This is a genomic window from Bacillus sp. CD3-5 (genome assembly GCF_006349665.1).
Taxonomy (GTDB): domain Bacteria; phylum Bacillota; class Bacilli; order Bacillales; family Bacillaceae_G; genus Bacillus_A; species Bacillus_A paranthracis.
Genome location: NZ_VEPX01000002.1, coordinates 365944 through 382608, shown reverse-complemented (window position 1 = coordinate 382608; position 16665 = coordinate 365944). Strand labels below are relative to the sequence as shown.

17 protein-coding genes and 2 pseudogenes are annotated in these 16665 nt (G+C 34.5%); 12 read left to right on the top strand and 7 right to left on the bottom strand.

Going from position 1 to position 16665, the window contains the following annotated elements; translation table 11 throughout:
- Positions 1-72 precede the first annotated feature (72 nt).
- From FH036_RS06995 to bcbE, 3 genes are all read left to right on the top strand, one after another.
- Positions 73-597 (top strand): GNAT family N-acetyltransferase, encoded by a 525-nt coding sequence (locus FH036_RS06995; protein ID WP_044790732.1) that lies wholly within the window; start codon positions 73-75, stop codon positions 595-597.
- A gap of 266 nt (positions 598-863) precedes the next feature.
- Positions 864-1070: an alpha/beta-type small acid-soluble spore protein gene (locus FH036_RS06990; RefSeq protein WP_000113545.1), complete on the top strand. Its 207-nt coding sequence runs from the start codon at positions 864-866 to the stop codon at positions 1068-1070.
- A gap of 236 nt (positions 1071-1306) precedes the next feature.
- On the top strand, positions 1307-2536 hold the full coding sequence (gene bcbE / locus FH036_RS06985; protein ID WP_044790788.1) for a bacillibactin exporter BcbE: 1230 nt from the start codon (positions 1307-1309) through the stop codon (positions 2534-2536).
- Positions 2537-2589: 53 nt separating this feature from the next.
- Here bcbE and FH036_RS06980 read toward each other — a convergent pair whose 3' ends face one another.
- Positions 2590-3204 (bottom strand): LysE/ArgO family amino acid transporter, encoded by a 615-nt coding sequence (locus tag FH036_RS06980; RefSeq protein WP_044790733.1) that lies wholly within the window; start codon positions 3202-3204, stop codon positions 2590-2592.
- Between the two features lie 84 nt (positions 3205-3288).
- On the opposite strand from FH036_RS06980, the gene FH036_RS06975 reads away from it, so the two are divergent.
- Complete coding sequence (locus FH036_RS06975) at positions 3289-3456, top strand: DUF3933 family protein (RefSeq protein ID WP_000816386.1); 168 nt, start codon at positions 3289-3291, stop codon at positions 3454-3456.
- A 107-nt stretch (positions 3457-3563) separates the two neighbouring features.
- On the opposite strand, the gene FH036_RS06970 is transcribed toward FH036_RS06975, so the two are convergent.
- Together FH036_RS06970 and FH036_RS06965 are read right to left on the bottom strand one after the other, a co-directional pair.
- The gene (locus FH036_RS06970; RefSeq protein ID WP_000686800.1) at positions 3564-4529 is read right to left on the bottom strand and encodes a patatin-like phospholipase family protein; all 966 of its coding nucleotides are present in this window, start codon (positions 4527-4529) and stop codon (positions 3564-3566) included.
- Positions 4530-4616: 87 nt separating this feature from the next.
- Complete coding sequence (locus FH036_RS06965; RefSeq protein ID WP_000540425.1) at positions 4617-4763, bottom strand: YjcZ family sporulation protein; 147 nt, start codon at positions 4761-4763, stop codon at positions 4617-4619.
- A gap of 224 nt (positions 4764-4987) precedes the next feature.
- Between FH036_RS06965 and FH036_RS06960 the strand changes: the two genes are divergently transcribed.
- The 4 genes and pseudogenes from FH036_RS06960 (at position 4988) to FH036_RS06945 (ending at position 7843) form a co-directional block, all read left to right on the top strand.
- Positions 4988-5740 (top strand): YwqG family protein, encoded by a 753-nt coding sequence (locus FH036_RS06960; RefSeq protein WP_001041266.1) that lies wholly within the window; start codon positions 4988-4990, stop codon positions 5738-5740.
- A gap of 145 nt (positions 5741-5885) precedes the next feature.
- The gene (locus tag FH036_RS06955) at positions 5886-7046 is read left to right on the top strand and encodes a transglutaminase domain-containing protein (protein ID WP_000520870.1); all 1161 of its coding nucleotides are present in this window, start codon (positions 5886-5888) and stop codon (positions 7044-7046) included.
- A 105-nt stretch (positions 7047-7151) separates the two neighbouring features.
- Positions 7152-7350, top strand: a pseudogene (locus FH036_RS06950) (DUF4083 domain-containing protein).
- 31 nt (positions 7351-7381) lie between these two features.
- Positions 7382-7843 (top strand): NUDIX hydrolase, encoded by a 462-nt coding sequence (locus FH036_RS06945; RefSeq protein ID WP_000035004.1) that lies wholly within the window; start codon positions 7382-7384, stop codon positions 7841-7843.
- A 48-nt stretch (positions 7844-7891) separates the two neighbouring features.
- Here the strand turns inward: FH036_RS06945 and nadE are convergent, their stop codons facing one another.
- Positions 7892-8710 (bottom strand): ammonia-dependent NAD(+) synthetase, encoded by an 819-nt coding sequence (nadE, locus tag FH036_RS06940; RefSeq protein WP_000174879.1) that lies wholly within the window; start codon positions 8708-8710, stop codon positions 7892-7894.
- A gap of 271 nt (positions 8711-8981) precedes the next feature.
- Between nadE and FH036_RS06935 the strand changes: the two genes are divergently transcribed.
- The 3 genes from FH036_RS06935 to FH036_RS06925 all read left to right on the top strand — a co-directional run bounded on the left by FH036_RS06935 (position 8982) and on the right by FH036_RS06925 (position 12500).
- Positions 8982-10862, top strand: coding sequence for an ABC transporter permease (locus FH036_RS06935; protein ID WP_139895561.1), 1881 nt, complete (start codon positions 8982-8984; stop codon positions 10860-10862).
- Positions 10863-10978: 116 nt separating this feature from the next.
- A complete protein-coding gene (locus tag FH036_RS06930; protein WP_000648332.1) occupies positions 10979-11266 on the top strand; it encodes an AbrB/MazE/SpoVT family DNA-binding domain-containing protein in 288 nt (95 codons plus the stop codon).
- A gap of 274 nt (positions 11267-11540) precedes the next feature.
- Complete coding sequence (locus FH036_RS06925) at positions 11541-12500, top strand: serine protease (RefSeq protein WP_001089037.1); 960 nt, start codon at positions 11541-11543, stop codon at positions 12498-12500.
- Between the two features lie 353 nt (positions 12501-12853).
- On the opposite strand, the gene FH036_RS06920 is transcribed toward FH036_RS06925, so the two are convergent.
- From FH036_RS06920 to FH036_RS06910, 3 genes are all read right to left on the bottom strand, one after another.
- Entirely contained in the window at positions 12854-13957 is a 1104-nt protein-coding gene (locus FH036_RS06920; RefSeq protein ID WP_000829436.1) for an ABC transporter ATP-binding protein, read from the bottom strand.
- Positions 13958-14193: 236 nt separating this feature from the next.
- Positions 14194-15057 carry a PucR family transcriptional regulator gene (locus tag FH036_RS06915; RefSeq protein WP_000615932.1) on the bottom strand — a complete coding sequence of 288 codons (864 nt, stop codon included), beginning with the start codon at positions 15055-15057 and terminating at the stop codon, positions 14194-14196.
- Between the two features lie 69 nt (positions 15058-15126).
- On the bottom strand, positions 15127-15987 hold the full coding sequence (locus tag FH036_RS06910; protein WP_000064376.1) for an AraC family transcriptional regulator: 861 nt from the start codon (positions 15985-15987) through the stop codon (positions 15127-15129).
- A gap of 44 nt (positions 15988-16031) precedes the next feature.
- Between FH036_RS06910 and FH036_RS06905 the strand changes: the two are divergent.
- A pseudogene (locus tag FH036_RS06905) lies at positions 16032-16395 on the top strand (zinc ribbon domain-containing protein); the annotation flags it as partial.
- Between the last annotated feature and the right edge of the window lie 270 nt (positions 16396-16665).

Sequence of the window (16665 nt, the reverse complement as noted above, 5' to 3'; positions counted from 1 at the left end):
AATTCACTCTTTTTTTGTTTGGATTTTTAAGGAAGTAAATTGATATAATGATGAGTAAGCAAGGGGGGAGAAATGATGGAAATACATATTAGAAGAGCGATAAGAGATGATATACCATGTATAGCAAAGGTCCACGCTGATAGTTGGAAAACGACATATAAAGGCATATTCCCTAACGAGATTTTAGAAAATATAACATATGAGCAACGGGAAAAACAATGGGAAAATATTTTTCAAAAAGAATGTAATCATCAATTTAGATTTGTAGCAGAGACGTTAAATGGAGAAATAGTTGGATTCATCGATGGAGGAGCAGAAAGAACTGGTACATATAATTGCGAGGGAGAATTATATGCGATTTACCTTTTACAAGAGTATCAAGGAATGAAAATAGGACAAAAGTTATTTCAAGCTTTCTTATCGGATTGTAAAAACAATGATATGCAATCACTTTTAGTATGGGTTGTTACGAATAATCCTTCTAAAAAGTTTTATGAAAAGTTTAATCCAGAAAAAATTGATACAAAATTTTTAGAAAGATTACAGGTGGAAGAGACAGCGTATTGTTGGAAAGATATTAATAATATTATTATGTAAAGTGTATGTTTGAAAGAGGTATACCAATTAAAGTATACCTTTTTTGTTTCACTCGAATGGTTTGGACATAATGCGAAAGATATATGAAAAGAAGAAATGAAAGTACTAACAAATAGAAATTTAGAAGTAGTAACTTCTTAGTATAAAATGATGTAAGAGTCTCTCATTGTAGAGACTCTTTTTTAAAAATATAAATAACCAAAAATTACCATGTATTTAAATTAAAATTTAACACAATTTATATATAAATAAGGAGGTGATTGGTAATGGCTAGAAATCGTAATTCTAATCAATTAGCATCACATGGAGCACAAGCGGCTTTAGATCAAATGAAATATGAAATTGCACAAGAGTTTGGTGTACAACTTGGCGCTGATACTTCTTCACGTGCAAACGGTTCTGTAGGCGGTGAAATTACAAAACGCCTTGTAGCGATGGCAGAACAACAACTTGGTGGCGGATATACTCGCTAATTGTAGAAGGTTATAGGAGAAAGGAAGGATTCTTCCTTTCTTTTTTTTTCAATTAATTGGTATGGATATATTGTGAACTGGATTCAAAGAATAGGAATAATACTATATTTTCCCCAATTTCTTTTGTTGTGAATGGAAAGTAGTAAAAATGTAATAGCCCTGGTGGAATGAAAAGTTACGTTCCAGCAGGGCTATTATATGGTAAGAAATATATGATGAAAGGTTTCGAAGCCAACATGTTAAAAAAAGAAAACTGTTGTTTGATTGCGCTTGCATCAGTTCCACTTGTTATGACATTAGGGAATTCAATGCTCATTCCAATTCTGCCGACTATTGAAAAGAAATTACATATTTCATCGTTTCAAGTATCCATGATTATTACCATTTATTCTATCGTAGCGATTCTACTTATACCGATTGCTGGTTATTTATCAGATAGATGGGGACGAAAGATGGTAATGGTTCCGAGTTTGCTGATTGCGGCTATAGGAGGAGCGATAACTGGTTGGGTATCTTGGAAAGTTGATAATCCCTACACTTGGATATTAATCGGTAGAGCGATTCAAGGTATTGGTGCTGCTGGTGCGATGCCAGTTGTTATACCGTGTGTTGGTGATTTATACAAAGATGAAAAACAAGTTAGCACAGGTTTAGGAATCATCGAAACATCCAATACGTTTGGGAAAGTGTTGAGCCCTATTTTAGGGTCTGCTCTGGCTGCCATTGTATGGTTCTTGCCGTTTTGGGCGATTCCAGTTTTATGCGTAGTATCAATTGTTTTATTACTTGTTCTAGTAAAGGCAAAGAAACAAGAAGGAGAAGTACCGCCACTTAAAGAGTTTATCAAATCTATTCTCGCTACGTTTCGAGAAAAGGGAAGATGGTTGATTGCCATTTTTGCATTAGGTGCAATTATTATGCTTATTTTATTCGGAATTCTCTTTTATCTGTCGACTATACTGGAATCAAAGTATGACATTCATGGTATATGGAAAGGGTGTGTACTTGCGATTCCGTTACTTGTACTGTCACTTAGTTCATATATGGCTGGCAAAAAAATTGGAGATAATCAAAATGTGATGAAGAAGTGTATTTATATTGGTTTTTTAATGGCTGCTGCATCAGTTATCATTCCTTTATTTATAAAAGGGATTTATTTACTACTTCTTTGTCTCGTTATTATGGGGATAGGAATTGGTATGGCACTCCCATGTTTAGATGCTCTTATTACACAAGGGATTGAAAAGGAGCAAAGGGGGACGGTTACGTCATTTTATAGTTCTATGCGATTTATCGGTGTAGCAGCTGGACCACCTCTATACTCTTTTTTCATGAAAGGTGCTGACCATGAAGTGTTTTATGTAACAAGTATATGCGCTGTTATCGGTGCTGTTATAGCGATCATTTGGATTAAACCAGCAAAAGATGCAAAGAACGTAAAACAGAAACCGGAACCTACTTCATAATTTGAAAGAGAATTGCATGATGTTTTCAGTAACATGCAATTCTCTTTCGTTCATTAAGAATAAATAACTTGTTTTAACATATAAAGCGCGACACCCCATATGATGAGACCAGAAAATTTATTTAATAACACGATTGTCTTTCCGGTTGAGTCCATTCTTTTTAGAAATTTCCCCGCGAAAGCTAAGCTTATAAACCAAATCCACGAAACGATAATAGTTGCAAGTGTGAAAGCCCATTTTTCACTTCCTATGTATTGAATAGAATTTGTTCCGATTACACCGATTGTATCTAAAATTGCATGTGGATTTAATAACGAAACCGATGCAGCAAAAAGGATTTGCTTTTTTAATGGCATGCTGTTTTCTTGTTTTATATCGTTGGAAGGGTTACTTCTCCAAATAACAAAGCCCATATATAGGAGAAAGAAAAATCCAATTATATATAACGAGTTAGTTAGCCAAGAAAAAGTAAGGAGTACAAGGGAGACACCTTGCACCGCAATCAATATGAGTAACGTATCACATATTGAGGCAGTTAATACGACAGGGGCTGTCCTCCAAATGTTTGGTTGGCTCGCACCTTGATTAAAGACGAAAACATTTTGGACGCCTAATGGAATAATAAGACCAAATGCAAGAATGATACCATGAATAATTGCCTCACTCATCATATTACCTCCTATTTAAATTTATTATGATAGTGTATATTGTATAGAAGAAATGAAAATTTGTATCCATAAGAGGAGAATATAATGAAACAATATGTAATTTGTCAAATTATCAATGGAAAAAAATATTTAGCTGCTTATGCGGAGACGAAGCAGGAAGCAATTGAAAAAGCAGAATTGTTAGGATTACGAACGGGAACTCGATACACCGTTATTACTGCAGAGGAAGCAGAAGGGTTAACTTATCCTTAAACAACGTATAATAATGATGCAGAAAGTAAATAAGCTTAGTAATATATTATATTACTAAGCTTATTTTTTTGAAAGCGTTACGTGTTCTCGTATAAAAGATAATAATATTATGAGTCAAGTTGGCGGAAATAACGATTTGATTTTCGATCCTGATTTCCGCTTCTATAGTTATCAATATATTGTCTGAAGTTCCACGATTGTAAAAACTTATTTGCGGCGTTATAACCAGAATTGTATAGCCACTCTTTTTCTTCCATTGTTAACTCAAAGTTTGTACTAGTAATGGACCCTGTTGGGATTGTAATTGTTCTTGCTTTTGATTCCTTGTCTAAATGACGTAAATCATGGGCTTGCATCATTGTTTTAAAAAGTCCTTTGAACATGGAGATAGGCTCGTTGTAGTGGGCTGGGTCAGCTTGAATCTCATCTTTTACGAAATGAAACCCAAAAGTCGGCCAGCGGGGAGAAGTAGGAGAGTCGAAAATCCAAATTGGATAATTGCTTAAAATTCCTCCATCAACCATATAACAAGGTTGCTTCCATTTAGGGGTTCTCCATTTTACGGGCTCAAAGAAGAAGGGGATTGTACTACTCATTCTTACAGCTTTAGCAATAGAAAAGCGATAATTTAAAAATCCGTAGTTTGGTAAGTCATCGGGAAAGATAACCATTTTACCATTACTTATATCAGAAGCAATAATTTTAAGCTTATTTAAATCAGGTAAATCTGTAAATAAGTGAACTCCTTTTTTTCGCAGTAATTCTTCAATCCATTCTTCTATAAAAATATTAGAGTAAATACCAAGACTAGTCCATGCGCTTAATCCTTTGCCGATAAATGGAATTCTGTCAATAAAGGTTTTCTTCGTAAATTTATTATAATCAATGTCAGTTATAATCGTTTTTAACTCTGAGCAAGAATATCCTGCTGCTAGGAGCGCGGCGATAATGGAACCAGCTGATGTTCCAGCTACACGCTCCCATTCATAGCCTTTTTCAGCTAACGCGCAAATTGCCCCTACATGCGCAATTCCGCGTACACCGCCTCCTTCAAAAACACCATCAATCTTCATCCATCATACTTCCTTTCGCATAAAGTATTTGAAAATGGCAAAAAAGCACGTATTGTACGTGCTTTTTTACAATAGTTTTTAAATTTACTAGCAGCCTACAAAGCCGCCCCAACAGCTAGCTCCAATGATGATTAGAAGGATAAATAAAACGATTAATAAAGCGAAGCCTCCATAACCACATCCACCACAACTACCGCCGTAACCGTAACCGCCGCAACTATATCCGTAACCCATGTGGAATTCCTCCTTAAATTAAAAATAAAAATGAACGAGGGGAAAATGTACTGGAAGAAATAATGAACTATCGTGTTTGTAGGAACAATGTATACTATGCTTTTTTAAACTTGTTCGCGTATGAAGGAAGAGCCCGTTTTTTTGGAGGCTTGTTGTTTTTATAAAGAATGGAGTATAATTTTTGTGCGATGATACAAATAAGTATGTAAATATAAGGAGAATGTATGAATAAACAAATTGAAGTATTAATTGATAAATATGGGCTGACGCATTTAAAAGAGGAACTTATGAATACTGTATTTCCTTGTATAAGAGTTGTGCCAAAGCAGGAGGAAACAGTAGCGATAGGTAGTTCGAAAATGGGAGGGATTCCTGACTTACCAGCTACATTTGAATACCCAACGCATAAAGGAAATCCGTTACAGTTTATCGCTCAATTTAATTTAAATGATTTACAAAATGTTGGTATGGATCATAATCTTCCTAAGACAGGGATGTTATATTTCTTTAGCGTTGAAAATTACTTTGAAGCAGATGTGAATCCAACCGAAGCGGGACGTGTACTTTATTATGATGTTCCTGTTGAGCAATTACGGAGAGCGGATGAATTGCAAACGAATTATAACCAGTGTACAACTACTTTTGAACTGACATATAAATTGCCAGAGCTTTTCATTGAAGATGAGAATGATTCAGATCGTTTCTTACAATTACTTGAAGAGCTAATCCCAGATAACTACGATAACCATCAAATATTTGGTGAGCCATTTTCTGTACAAGATGAGGTATTGTACGAAACTGGACAGTATATGGAAATAGACCCGCAGCAAATGACGCTTTTATTCCAAATTGACTCAGATACTAAAAATTGTAATATGATGTGGGGAGATTTAGGGATGCTTTATTTCTGCATTGGAAATGAAGACTTGAAAAATCGACGTTTTGAAAATGCATGTTGTGTATTACAAACTTGTTAATGAAGAAGGTTGTTCTTATAAAAAGAACAGCCTTTTTACAATGTTAAATATGCATAATCTCATATGACCTATACGAAAAAGTATTGTATACTCTGAAACTATACGATACTTTTTCGTATAGTTATAGAATGTAAGGAGTGACATGATGGGAAAGACAAGTAAGTATGTGACAGCTGCCGCACTTTGTTCAACGATAGTAATGGGGGGCTTACAGGCTTCATCTGTATCTTATGCTGCTACGAATTCAACTGTAGCGACATCACAATCAGATGCAAAGTTGTTAAATGATTTTAGAAAAGAATTAAAAAAACAGGTTGATAATCGAGAAGAAAATATTACAATCACATATAAAACAAAAGATGGAAATGCTAGAAATGTGATGGACCAATTGTACGGCGAGTTTAATAAAGTTGTAGATGCAGATGAGTATGTAAAATATAATGTAGCGTCTACTAGATATTCTATTAAAGGATTACCAGGAAACTATACGTTTACACTGCAAGTTAAGTACCGTGAATCAAAAGAGCAAACACAATATGTAAAATCTCAGGCGAAAGCGATTATAGGCTCGATTGTAAAACCAGGAATGGATGAACATGAGAAAGTAAAAGCTATTCATGATTACGTTGTAAAACATGTATCGTATGATACGTCTTATGGAGCATATACAGCATATGAAGCGTTAGCGAATCGTTCTGCCGTTTGCCAAGGATATACGTTATTAACATATGAATTACTAAAAGAAGCGGGCATCCAAAACCATATTGTAACAGGTACAGGAAATGGACAAGCTCACGCATGGAATTTAGTGAACATTGAAAACAAATGGTACCACCTTGATACTACATTCGATGATCCAGTGCCAGATAAAGCTGGACGTGTAACATATTCATATTTTAATATGTCTGACGAGCAGTTAAGTAAAGATCACGAATGGGATCGTAGCAAATATCCAGCGGCAACTACAAGTTATTTCAGTGAATTAACAAATAAAATAAAAGCTGGTAGCTCAAAAACTGTCGTATATGAGCAGATGTTAAAAGAAACAAATCTACAATACTTATCTGCAGAATACGGAGCAGAAAATTATAATGAATTTAAGAAAAAGTTACAGCAACAGTTTGCAGCTAAACCAGAAAAAGTAGAAGTGCGATATAAGCAGTCCATGGATGGGACGATGCAAGATATAAAGAAAGTATTAAATGAAATAAATTGGCCAAAAGGTGCAAAGCGTGTGTCTTATCAAGTAGCGCCTTATAGTGCATTGGCGGGTTATTCATTAGCTACAATTACGTTTACGTATTAAGCAATGGGAAAAAGCATCTGTAAAAGATGCTTTTTTTATTTATTGATTACTTTTTAATATTAAGAATTATGTGATAAAATAAAAGGATAAGGATGTGAATGCGGAATGAACTTGTTCGAAAGTAATATATTTACATTGATATATACTTGTTTAGTAATCGGACTTGTCGTTTTATTTTTCCTATCATTTACTTTGTTTATAAGAAGAGTATTGCAAAGCAGTGCTGCAAAAAAAACAACAAGTGATGCATATGAATCAGAAGCTAGATCGAATTATTGAATTGCTTGAAAAAGATAAGGAATAGCGATAAAAGAAGTATGAAAAGGGGAAAGAGAATGGCCAATTATATAAAAGAATTACGCGAAAAAGTAGGGCATGATTATGTTTTCTTAAACTTTGCCGGTGGTTTTGTATTTAATAAAGAAGGAGAAGTATTACTGCAAAAAAGAGGCGACTTTAACGCTTGGGGCTTTCCAGGGGGGGCCATGGAGATAGGAGAATCGGCTGCGGAAACTGCAATTCGAGAAATAAAAGAAGAAACCGGGTATGATGTAGAAATAAATGAACTTATTGGAGTGTATACAAAATATTTTCAATCATATCCAAATGGAGACAAGGCGCAGTCAATTGTGATGTGTTTTTCATGCTCAATAGTTGGAGGCGACAAAAAAGCAGATGGTGATGAAACGTTGGATTTGAAGTTTTTCCCGTTAGACGACATGCCACCGTTATTTTGTAAACAGCATGAAGATTGCCTGCAAGATTTATTGGAGAAAAGGGTAGGGGTATATCGTTAACATATAAAAAAGAAGCTAAATGAGATTAGCTTCTTTTTTATGTTTTATTTATTTCCACCAATCATCAAACATTGATGCTGGTACTTGTCTTTTATGCTCACTCACTGTGTAACGTTTTTCAATCTTTTCTGCAACGTCAGCTGGAACTGTTTTACCTTCTAAATAGTCATCAAGTTGATCATACGTAATACCTAACTCTGTTTCATCAGCTTGACCTGGCTTTTCATCTAATAAATCAGCTGTTGGCATTTTTAAGTAAAGTCGCTCGTCCGCACCTAATTCTTGCAATAGAGCGCGTCCTTGGCGTTTCGTTAATCCCGTTAATGGTAATAGGTCTGCACCACCATCTCCGAATTTTGTAAAGAATCCTGTTACAGCTTCTGCAGCGTGATCTGTTCCGATAACAAGGAGCCCTTTTTGTCCACCGATTGCATATTGTGTAACCATGCGGATACGTGCTTTTACGTTACCTTTATTGAAATCTGTTAACGATTCATCTAATAAGTTTTCGTATTGATTTGAGAAAGCATCAACAGTTGAAGCGATATCAAATGCAACAGATTGATCAGCTTGAATAAATTGTAATGCTAATTGCGCATCATCTTCATCTTTTTGCACTTTATAAGGAAGGCGCACGGCGATAAACGTTGCATTACCACCTTCATTACGAATTTCCTCCACTGCAAGCTGAGCTAAACGTCCCGCTAATGTAGAGTCTTGTCCGCCACTAATTCCAAGTACAAATCCTTTCGCACCTGTTTTTTTTACATAATCTTTTAAGAAATCAACACGTTTACGGATTTCTGCTTTCGGATCAATTACAGGCTGAACGTGTAATGCTTTCATAATCTGTTCTTGCAATGTCATTATGTTTTCCTCCTATTCATATTAAAGCGGTAAATAAGTTTATATGTATATTGGTACATACTTCTATCCTTTATTATTTCGCAAAATTAACGAATATACAATAGGATGTGTGTATGAATATGAATGTAGTCATTATAATGAAACTGCATCGTTTAAGCAATTTTTTTGAAACCTTTCAATAATGTAAGGTTTTTGTCATTTGAATCAATGGAAGGGATTTCCGTACTTTACTAATATAAGAACATAGTTAGTAGAAGGGCGGAGAAGTAATATGAATATTAGAGAACTCGCATATCGGAATGTGACGCGAAATAGACGAACATATTCAGCATATTTTTTAAGTAGTGCATTTGCTATTATGGCCTTTTTTGTTTATTCGTTTTTTGCGTTTCATCCAGCATTAAGTGCTGGAGAATTGGGACAATACGTGTTCGTAAGTATGTCGTTTGCACAGTCCATTATTTACTTATTTACATTTTTCTTTATTTTATATTCGATGGGAATGTTTTTAAAAACGAGAAAGCGTGAATTAGGAATTTTAATGATGTTAGGTATGACGAAATATCAATTAAAGCGTCTTATCTTCTTTGAAAATATTATGATTGGGATAGGGGCAATTATTTTTGGGATACTTGCTGGAATGCTATTTTCCGGAATATTACTATTTGTAGCTCCAATGATATTAAAGTTAGATATTTCCTTACCCTATTACATTCCAATGAAAGCCATTGTTGTAACGAGTATGATGTTTTTCGTATTATTTATGATCATTTCATTGTTTAGTGCAGGAATGATTCGAAAAAATAAAATTATGAAATTGTTTAGAGGATCGGCAGAAGCGAAGCCGGAACCGAAAGCATCCATTATTTCTTCTATATTAGCAGTTATATTGCTTAGTGCCGGATATGCAGGAGCGCTTATGTCACACGGTGCAATGGTATTTATCATGATGATTCCTGTTACAACGGTAGTCATTATTGGTACGTATTTGCTGTACAAGCAGTTGAGTGTTTTTACTATTAGACTATGTAAAAAAAGTAAACGTTTTTATTGGACACAGACAAATATTATTACGTTGTCAGATTTAGCTTACCGTATGAGAGATAACGCAAGAATGTTCTTTATTGTAACGATAATTTCAACTGTAGCATTTTCAGCAATAGGTACATTAGTTGGGTTTACATCAATGACAAAGGCGATTATGGAGAGACCAATTGCGTTTCACTATCATTCTAAGCAAGGAAATAGTAATGAATCACAGCATTTGAAGATGATTGACGAAGGGTTAAAGAAACATAGTATAGCAGCTTCAAAAACTAATATTTCAACGAAGAAAACGGAGGAGCAGTCGTTAAGAAGCGCCACGTTTATAAAGGAATCAGACTATAAGGAATATGCGAAGTTAACAGGAGAACCCTTTCATGCGGTATCAAAAAAAGAAGTTTTATTTTTGGCAGTTGATATACCAGGACCACCGATGAAAGAAAGAAAAGAAATTACGTTGCCGCATTTGAATGAACCTTTAAAAGTGAAAAAAATTAATACGTCTTCATTAAGTAAAATAATAAGAGGTAACGTTTATGTAATCTCTAACAAGCAGTATGATGCATTACAAGATGGATTTAAAGAGGAAAAAAATTATGTATACAAAACAGAGGGAACGAAAGATGAAGTTGAGGTTGGGAAAGAACTAACGCATCAGATGAAACCTTATGAAGAACATGCAACGTTTAGTGCAGAAGAGTACGCACAAAACCAAAGTTTACAAATTGCAGGACCAATTCTATTTGTAGGTTTCTTTATCGGTATTGTATTTTTCGTATGTGCAGGAAGCTTCCTTTATTTCCGTTTGTTTTCTGACTTGGAGGATGATACTCGTTTGTTTGAAATGATTCGAAAAGTAGGCTTAACAAGTGGAGAATTATCGAAAGTAGTTACAATCAGGTTGGGACTTTTATTCTTCGTTCCAATAGGTGTTGCAACATTACATGGGGCAGTAGCGTTAACTGCACTCGGACAGATGTTTGAGTACTCACTATTTAAAGAAAATGCGATTGTATTAAGTATTTTCATAGTAATTCAAGTTGTATATTTTTTACTGATTCGATTTCGTTATTTAAAACAATTGAAAGAGAGATTACGTATTCGTTAAATGTGTTTTTTTAACTTGAGTACAAAATTTTCTAAAAAGAGGCAGGTATTACCAAAAAGTGATAAAATGGAAAAAGCGAGGTGAAAAAATTAATAAATAGTAAGGGAGGAAGTAATATGAAAGCAACAGGAGTTATTCGAAAAGTAGACGAATTAGGACGAATTGTAATTCCTAAAGAATTACGTGATGTATTGGGAATACAAATTAAATCACCGCTTGAAATTTTCGTAGAAGAAGACAAAGTCATTTTACAAAAATATCAACCTTACAATGCTTGTCAAATAACAGGTGATGTTTCAAATCAAAACATATCATTAGCAAATGGAAACATTACTGTTAGTATAGATGGAGCGAAATATTTAATAAAAGAAATAGAGAAGTTTTTAAACAAGAGTGGGGCTTAGTCTTAATTTATATTATTTTAAAAATTTCATATCATTCTTGAAAGACAATAAAAGGACCAATTTAGTGGTCCTTTTATTTTGGTTATTGGTTGTACCAATCGGATTTTTGATGTCTACAAATTACGAGATAAATAAAAGAGTAGTATAAATTTCGTAAGCCTTATTGAGAAATATTTTTAAGGAAGGAAAACGAAACAACTAAAACGAATGTTACATGTAAGCATTTTCAAAAGTGGTCTGAAATGAAAATAATATATTTTCAGGAGGGATTACGATGAACAGTAGTACAGCGAATAAACAAAAAGGTATACAATTGATTCCTTTTACAGTAGATAAGGTAGTTGAACAAGTAAATGAAATTCCACCAGGTGTACAACTCATTCATGCTCCACAAGTATGGGAGAAGAGTGCAAAAGGTAAAGATATTGTTGTTGCCGTATTAGATACAGGGTGTGATATGAATCATATAGATTTAAAGGATCGTATTATCGGCGGAAGAAATTTCACGAAAGATTACGAAGGAGATCCAAATATTTATCTTGATAATAACGGACATGGTACTCATGTAGCTGGGACAATTGCAGCGACTGAAAATGGAGTTGGTGTTTTAGGAGTGGCACCACTTGCTAAAATGTTAGTGTTAAAGGTTTTAGCAGGAGATGGTTCTGGAAGTTATGAGCAAATTATTGAGGCGATTCATTATGCTGTAAATTGGAGAGGGCCTAATAAAGAAAGAGTTAGAGTCATTTCCATGTCACTTGGTGGCCCGCAAGATGTTCCAGAATTACATGAAGCAATTCAAAATGCGGTAAAGCAAGATGTTCTCGTCGTATGTGCTGCTGGGAATAATGGAGATTGTAATGATAATACGGAGGAACTAGATTTCCCAGGTGCATACTCAGAAGTAATTGAAGTCGGTGCCGTCAATTTAGAGCGGAAAATCGCATGTTTTAGTAATTCAAATCAAGAAATTGATTTAGTGGCACCAGGCGATGAAATATTATCTACGTATCCTGAAGGGAAATATGCGGTATTAAGTGGAACTTCTATGGCCACACCGCATGTCGCTGGAGCGCTGGCATTGCTCATAAAGCAGTGTGAAAGGGAATATGGTAGAAAGTTATCAGAACCAGAAATATATGCACAACTTATTAAAAGAACTGTACCTTTAGGATATGAACGTACATCTGAAGGGAATGGTTTATTAGATTTATCCCGCTTTAATGGGCAGTAAGACCCCCACCTCAAAATTCAGCGAAAGCAAAGAAGTTAGGTGGGGATCAACTGCCCATAAAAGTCCGATTGGTGAGGGCTGATAATCAGTGGGGGATGAAGAAAACCCCCACTGATTAAAGTTTCACTTTATTAAAAGAATAGAAAATACTAAAAACATTTCATATTCATATGAGATGTTTTTTAGTATGATTCTGTCGCATGTAACGGGAAATCTAGTCATGCATTCTTTTTCAAGAAATGTTTGTCGCAGCTACATCTATTTTTTGAAGTAGAAGTTATGCATACATTAAAAATGAAAAGATTGATTTACTTACGGGACAATTCTATCCGGATTTTTTTAAAAGACATTCGTCAATTATTACGTATACGTTGTTCAGTAGTGATATCGAAAAAGTGTGCTTTCGCTAAACTAAAAGCTAATAGAAGTGTATCGTTAGTTTTAATCTCGGAACGAGCGTTAATTCGCGCAATAAAGTTTTGGTTTGAAAGTTTTCCATGAATCATCGTTTCAGCACCTAATAATTCAGCAACTTCTACTGTAATTTCGACTGTGGATTCAGGAGAAGATTGAAGAACAATAGGTTCATCATGTATGTCTTCAGGACGAATACCGAGTATGATTTTTTGTCCATTATACCCTTTTTGGTTTAATGTTTTTAGTTGACCATCTGGTACTTTGAAGCGTATATCTTCCATGTGAAAATAGCTATCTTGTAATGTCCCAGTAAAGAAATTCATAGCTGGAGAACCAATGAATCCGCCAACAAATATGTTCTCAGGAGTATCATATACTTCTTTTGGAGTTCCAACTTGCTGGATGAGTCCGTCCTTCATAACAACAAGGCGTGATGCCATTGTCATTGCCTCTGTTTGATCATGTGTCACATATATAGTGGTCGTATTTAAACGGCGGTGAAGTTTAGAAATTTCTGAACGCATACTTACGCGTAATTTTGCGTCTAAATTCGATAGAGGCTCGTCCATTAAAAATACTTTTGCATCCCGGACTATAGCTCTTCCTAATGCAACACGTTGGCGTTGTCCACCTGATAATGCCTTCGGTTTTCGTTGTAAGTAATCTTCAAGCCCTAAGATTTTCGCTGCCTCTGTTACGCGGCGATTAATTTCATCTTTCGGAAGTTTACGTAGTTTTAAGCCAAACGCGATATTATCATAAACAGTCATATGCGGGTAAAGTGCGTAATTTTGAAATACCATCGCAATGTTGCGATCTTTTGGGGCAACATTATTCATACGCTCTCCATCAATGTAAAACGAACCATCAGAAATATCTTCTAAACCTGCAATCATACGTAGAGTTGTTGATTTCCCGCATCCAGAAGGACCGACAAATACGATAAACTCTTTATCTTCAATATGTAAATTAAAGTCTGAAACAGCAGTAGTTTTATTATCATAAACTTTAAAAATATGATCTAATACAAGTTCGGCCATACATATTCACTCCTTTTATATAATTAATCGAATTATAAGATTATTTAAAGTGTAAGTAAATTGGCAGTGTGCACAAAAAAATAAGGGACTTTTATGCAAGTTTACAGATTGAAGATACGAGAAAGCTTCTTTAGATATAAGTTCATCTATAGATAAGAGGAATAAGTGAAAAGAGCTTCCAAGTCATGCAAGAGTTTATATAACGATTATGGTATAAGAAAACTGAATATTGTCTTTCATGAGACATCTAAAGAAAGAAACGCCATATAAACTGCTACTGCACCTTCAAAAGTTTTAATATTAATTCCTGTTTTTTCAATAAATTTATCAATTCGATACTGTAAAGTATTACGATGTAAATATAATTGTTTCGCTGCAAGAGATACATTTAAGTTACATTCAAAGAATACTTTAACGCTATCTATTAGTTCTTTGTCATTAGAAATGTGAGCTAATAATTGATTCGTGTATTTTTTTCTTTCTTCTTTCGGTAATGAAATTATTAATTGATAAGGGAGCAGTTGTTCAATGTATGTAATTTTTTTATATAAATAGGGAGAGAGAATAGAAAATAATTTCCGCTCCCATTGATACAGATAAGCAAATTCAGTTGTTTGCGAATAGCGCTTTCCAACAAAAAAGGATAGGGATATAAAAAAGTCCGTTTCTAGTGTATCTAGAACTGTTTGCAATACAGATTCTAGCAAGTTTTCTTCTAAGATGAGGACGCCTGCTTGCGAAGTTTCCCATATCATTGTAGTAGGAAAAGAAAACATGGACTGTAAAGCATCTTGAAATTCATCTCTCTCTACTATAGGTTGTGTTGTGAAGAAGTGTAAAAAACGAACTGATAGTATAGAAATGTTGCTATTTTTGTATAATGCTTCATACCACAATTTTTCTTTTTTTGTTTTATAAAATGTGTCAGTATGAATAGGGGTTAAGATGGATGAAAGCAATTGATGTTCTCTTTGGTGTAATCGGATTTTTCGAATCCCGATTTTGTTTCCATCAACTAAAAACCAGCTATAATCTTCAGACAACACAGCTTCATTGATTTTGATATCCTCACCATAATATGCTTTTAATTGTTGAATCATAGGAACACTCTTCTTTCAAAAATTATAGTAACAATATAGTAAAGAAGTATAGATTCATTGTAATTATCTTTAAATTTTCGCACTAGAATCTAGTTTGTTTTTGCTAGAATTTATAGCATTTCTGTATTGTGAAGGTGATAGAGTCGTTTCCCGTTTAAATGATTGTGCAAAGAATGATTGGGAAGAAAAACCGGTAATAGTTGAAATGTTAGAAATCGAATAATTAGTAGTTTCTAACAATATTTTACTTTCTCTAATACGAGTTTGAATTAAATATTCAATGGGTGAAACACCGACGAATTTCCTGAAAGAATGGGATAAATAATATTTATTAATATGACTGATTCTTGCTAATGTATCTAGGCTAATATTTTCGTGAAAATGCTGCTTAATATAGTTTTTAATCAATTCAATATCTTTATTGATTTTTTGAGTAGATGTTTTCTCTACATTAAAAGATTTTTTTCGCATCATCTTAAGTAGTAAAATTTCCAGAATATTTTGTATAATTAAATCGTAATCTTCTTGGTGGTTTTCCACTTCCTCCACCAATTGCTGAAGATAGAAGAGAAAGTTTTTTTGATCCTGACTATAATTATGAATAGTGACTGGGCTAGGATTTTCTATGGATGAAAAGGACAGACCTTGAATACCAAGTGCGATATATTCAAGCGGGTAATCCGTATCAGACTTTTCCGTGTGCTCGATATTTGGATTAATGATAATCAAATTGTGTTCTTGGACAGGGATTTCTTCTTTATAAAAGATAAAAGTTCCTTTGCCCTTAGTAATATACAATAGCTCTGTAAAGTGATGAGCGTGAATGGTACTATGCCAATCTTTATCGTATTTTGATTTTGTTATATAAAGAAGTTTAACTGGAAGATGGTTTCGTTGAAATTGTGGAATCTCATATACTTCATTGGACAAATGAATCCCTCCTTCGTAGACTTTTTATTTATTTTATCCTTTATCAAAAGTTTGTTCAAATCCCATTTCAAAAATTGATTGCAGCAATTGAGAATAAATGTGCAAAAGAAGGCATTCGATTTTTGAAACAAGAAGAAAGCTATACTTCAAAAGCCAGTTTCTTAGACAAAGATCCAGTTCCAGTTTGGTCTAAGGATGATAGGACCCGTTATCGCTTTAGTGGCAAACGAATCACTCGTGGTCTGTACCAAAGTAAAGCAGGAACATGTATCCATGCTGATATTAATGGTGCGCTGAATACATTGAAAAAAATCAGGAGTTGTACAATTGTATGACAATCTCAAAGTGAAAACGCCAATTCTATTAGAAGTACAAAAACGTAAGGCTGTTGCTTCGTGCATAGCTTAGTGGGTGCGTCAACCATCCATGTGTACGCGACTCGTCGGGGCTTGTAGCACACGCCGGATCCATCTGAGTGGCGGCTTCTTCCTCAAGGGAAAACTGCTCTTTTTCGAAAGGGTGGTACAAGTGGGGAAACAATCGTTCGTTGTCAGTACCAACCAAAAACAGACTTGGGGTGTTACCATAAGGTAGCATGAATGCTAGAGCGTCAAACTGTCTAGCGTTCGAACTCAAGCTCCCACTGAAAGGCTTTATCTCAGTGGGGTAGTTGACAAA